Source organism: Actinosynnema sp. NPDC059797 (assembly GCF_042732085.1).
Lineage (GTDB): Bacteria > Actinomycetota > Actinomycetes > Mycobacteriales > Pseudonocardiaceae > Actinosynnema.
In genome coordinates this window covers 1-3,734 of the sequence record NZ_JBHWIE010000535.1, presented here as the reverse complement: position 1 = coordinate 3,734, position 3,734 = coordinate 1, and the positions used below count along the sequence as shown (strand labels likewise).

Genomic DNA, 3,734 nt, shown 5'->3' with positions numbered 1-3,734 from the left:
CAGCCTCCCCGCCGGGCCGGTGTCGCACCGGCCACCACCGAAGAAGTCGTGGCGCGCCGGCGCCCGGTTCCCGGGATCGGGAAAACACGCCGACGCGTTGTTGCCAACATCTTGCAACTAAGATCTACTGGCAACAGACACCCGAGTGATGAGGGAGCACGCGTGGGCCAGTACCACCTGCCCGACCTGCCGTACGACTACGCCGCGCTGGAGCCGGCGATCACCGGCGAGATCCTGGAGCTGCACCACTCCAAGCACCACGCCGCCTACGTCAAGGGCGCCAACGACACCCTGGAGCGCATCGCCGAGGTCCGCGAGAAGGACGACTTCTCCGGCATCGTCGGGCTGGAGAAGACCTTCGCGTTCAACCTGTCCGGCCACGTGCTGCACACGGTCTTCTGGGAGAACCTGTCCCCCGACGGCGGCGACCGCCCCGAGGGCGAGCTGGCCGCCGCGATCGACGAGCACTTCGGCTCCTTCGACGCCTTCGCCAAGCAGCTCTCCGCCGCCACCTCCACCGTGCAGGGCTCGGGCTGGGGCGTGCTGGCGTGGGAGCCGCTGTCCCGGCGCCTGGTGGTCGAGCAGGTCTACGACCACCACGGCAACGTCGGCATGAACACCAGCCCGCTGCTGGTCTTCGACGCCTGGGAGCACGCCTACTACCTCCAGTACCGCAACGTGCGCCCCGACTACGTCCAGAAGCTGTGGTCGCTGGTCAACTGGACCGACGTCACCCGCCGCTTCGACGCCGCCCGCGCCGGCCGCCCCACCCTGCCCTCCGTCTGACGCCGGGCCTTTCGAACTCGGCAGCGGATGCTCCGACAAGCCTCCCCCTGCCGTGACGGGTGCCCCGGATCGCAGCGATCCGGGGCACTTCCCCGTGTCCACGCCCGTTCCGGGAGGTAGAGCAATGAGCGATCGTGTCAACGGCGTCGTCGCCCAGGAGTGGTTGCGGCGGTGGGACCGCCAGCAGGAGCGCTACGTCGCCGACCGGGAGGAGCGGTTCCTGGTCATCGGCGACGTCGTGGAGAAGGCGTGCGCCGGGGTCGCCGCGCCCGTGGTGGTGGACCTCGGGTGCGGTCCGGGCTCGCTGACGACCAGGCTGCGGGACCGGGTCGGCGGCCGGGTCGTCGGCGTCGACGCGGACCCGTTCCTGCTGGAACTGGCCCGCGCCACCGGTGAGGGAATCGACTACCTGCACGCGGACCTCACCTCGCCCGGCTGGACCGACCGGGTCGGCGGCACGTGGGACGCCGCGGTGTCCACCACCGCGCTGCACTGGATCGAGCCCGAATCGCTGGCCGCCCTCTACCGCGAACTGGCGCGGGTGATCCGCCCCGGCGGCGTCCTGGTCAACGGCGACCACCTCCAGGACGACCAGCCCGCGCTGCGCGACCTGGCGACCCACGTGCGGGACCGCCGTGCCGAGCGCGTGGGCGTGACCGGCAACGAGGAGTGGCGGCCCTGGTGGGAGGCGGTGCGCGCGGACACCCGCCTGACCGACGCCTTCGCCCCCGAGGAGCTGACCTGCGACCACCGCGGCCACGGCAACCGGCTCGGCGCCCGGGAGCACGCCGCGCTGCTGCGCGAGGCGGGTTTCGCCGAGGTGGGCGTGGTGTGGCAGTACGGGGACGACCACGTGCTGGTGGCCGTGCGGTGACCGGCGACGGCCCGGCCGGAGGGGACGCGCCCCGGCCGGGTCGTGCGGTCACACCTGGGACTCGGCGAGCAGCCGCAGCGCCAACGCCTTGAGCTCCGGGGTGGCGCGCGCGGCGTCGCCCGAGTCGAACGGGGGTCGCGGGTCGTACTCGGCGGCCAGTTGGACCGCCCTCGCCGTGGTCTCCCCCGCCATCAGCGACACCAGGTGCAGCGCCATGTCGATGCCCGCCGAGACGCCGGCCGCGGTGATGATCTTCCCGGAGCGCACGTAGCGCTCGGGCCGGTAGGTCACGTCGAACTCGGTGCTCAGGTAGTCGGCGGACGCCCAGTAGGTCGTGGCCTCGCGCCCGTCCAGCAGCCCGGCCGCGGCGAGGACCAGGGACCCGGTGCACACCGAGGTCGTCCAGCGGGTGCGCCGGTGCACCCGGCGGATCCAGTCCAGCAGCACCGGGTTGCCCATGGCCCCGGTCGTGCCCCGCTCGCCCGCGCCCGGGACGAGGAGCACGTCCAGGTCGTCGACCTCGGCGATCGACCGGTCGGCCACGAGCGCCACGTCGCCGGTGTCGGTGCGCACCGGGCCGCGCCGCTGCGCGACCATGGTCACGGTGGCGCCGGGCAGCCGGGACAGGACCTCGGTGGGGCCGGTGGGGTCCAGCAGGCTGAAGCCGTCGTAGAGCAGGACGCCGATCCGGGGTCCGGCGCCGGGTGGGCGCCCGGTGGGCGCGGCGTCGGCCGTGGTCCCGGTGTCGGCTCGTGCGGTGTGCGCCGCGCCGGTGGCGGTGAGCGCGGCGGTGACCGCGCCCGCCCGGAGCAGTGCCCTGCGTGTCGTCGATCGCGTCATGGCACCGGAGTGTCCCCAGCCGCGGGCGCCGTGGCGCGCGGCATGTCCGGCATCCTGCGGATCGCGTCCCCGGTCGCGCCGTAGTGGTCCAGCAACGCCTGCCTCAGCACCTGCGCCGACCCGAACCCGCAGCGGCGGGCGACCGCGTCCAGCGACAGCCCGCTGGAGCGCACCAGGTGCACCGCCGCCTCCGCGCGCGCCGCCCGCACCGCGCGGGCCGGCGTCGTCCCGAGGTGGGCGGTGAACAGGCGGGTCAGGTGCCGGGTGCTCACGCCCGCGCGGGCCGCCAGCGCCGCGGGCGTCAGGTCACCGGCGAGGTGGCCCGCGATGTGGCGGGCGAGGTCGCGCACCAGCCGGTCGCCCGGCGGCGGCGCGGCCAGGAACGCGCTGATCTGCGCCTGGTCGGCGGGCCGGTGCAGGTAGGACACCAGTTCGCGGGCCACGGCGCGGGCCAGCGTCGGGCCGTGGTCGTCCTCGATCAGCGACAGGGTCAGGTCGAGCCCGCCGGTCACGCCGGCGGAGGTGTAGACGTTGCCGTCCCGGATGTAGAGGGGGCCGACGTCCACGGCCACCGCGGGGTGGCGGGCGGCGAGGCGCTCGCCGTAACCCCAGTGCGTGGTCACCCGCCGGTCGTCGAGCAGCCCCGCCGCGGCCAGCACGTCCGTGCCGGTGCACACCGACACGACGCGCCTGCTGCGTGCGGCCAGCCGCCGCACCTGCGCCACCAGCCGCTCGTCGGCCGCCGCCCGCTCGGACCCGACGCCGCCCACGACGACCAGCGTGTCCAGGCGCCCGGTCACCGACTCCAGGCCGCGCCCGGCTCCCAGCGCGATGCCGGCCGAGCTGCGGGCCGCCCGGCGGCCGAGGGTGCCCAGTTCGACGGCGTAGGGCGGGGTCGCACCGTAGCGGTTGGCGATGTCCAGGGCCCCTGCGGGACAGGCGATGTCGAGTATCTGCGCGTCGTCGTAGGCCACGACGAGGACGCGCCTCCGGTCGTCCATGGCTCGCATCATCGGGCACCGCGAGCGGCGCCGGGAACCGTTGGCCAGGCGTTTTCCCGCGCGGTTCTGCGTCTGTCGTGGAGTGTCCACAGTGGTGTCGCGCGCGCCGGGGCCCCGGGCCGCCGGGGGGGCGGGGGTGCCCCCCCGCCCCCGGGGTTGGGGGGGGGGGGGGGGCCCCGGCGGGGGGAGAGGTCCCGCCCCCCCCGGGCCCCGGGGCGTATAAAAAAAAACCA

At 74.8% G+C, this 3,734-nt stretch carries 4 protein-coding genes; 2 read left to right on the top strand and 2 right to left on the bottom strand.

The features are described from left to right. The first annotated feature begins 162 nt into the window (after positions 1–162). Positions 163–786 carry a superoxide dismutase gene (locus tag ACFV4N_RS41195; protein WP_499678124.1) on the top strand — a complete coding sequence of 208 codons (624 nt, stop codon included), beginning with the start codon at positions 163–165 and terminating at the stop codon, positions 784–786. A gap of 124 nt (positions 787–910) precedes the next feature. Further along, positions 911–1,660, top strand: a complete 750-nt coding sequence (locus tag ACFV4N_RS41190) for a class I SAM-dependent methyltransferase (RefSeq protein ID WP_499678123.1) — start codon at positions 911–913, stop codon at positions 1,658–1,660. 48 nt (positions 1,661–1,708) lie between these two features. Here the strand turns inward: ACFV4N_RS41190 and ACFV4N_RS41185 are convergent, their stop codons facing one another. Beyond that, entirely contained in the window at positions 1,709–2,500 is a 792-nt protein-coding gene (locus ACFV4N_RS41185) for a DJ-1/PfpI family protein (protein ID WP_499678122.1), read from the bottom strand. Continuing rightward, positions 2,497–3,501: a GlxA family transcriptional regulator gene (locus ACFV4N_RS41180; RefSeq protein WP_499678121.1), complete on the bottom strand. Its 1,005-nt coding sequence runs from the start codon at positions 3,499–3,501 to the stop codon at positions 2,497–2,499. Before ACFV4N_RS41180 ends, ACFV4N_RS41185 begins: the two co-directional genes overlap by 4 nt. Positions 3,502–3,734: the final 233 nt, after the last annotated feature.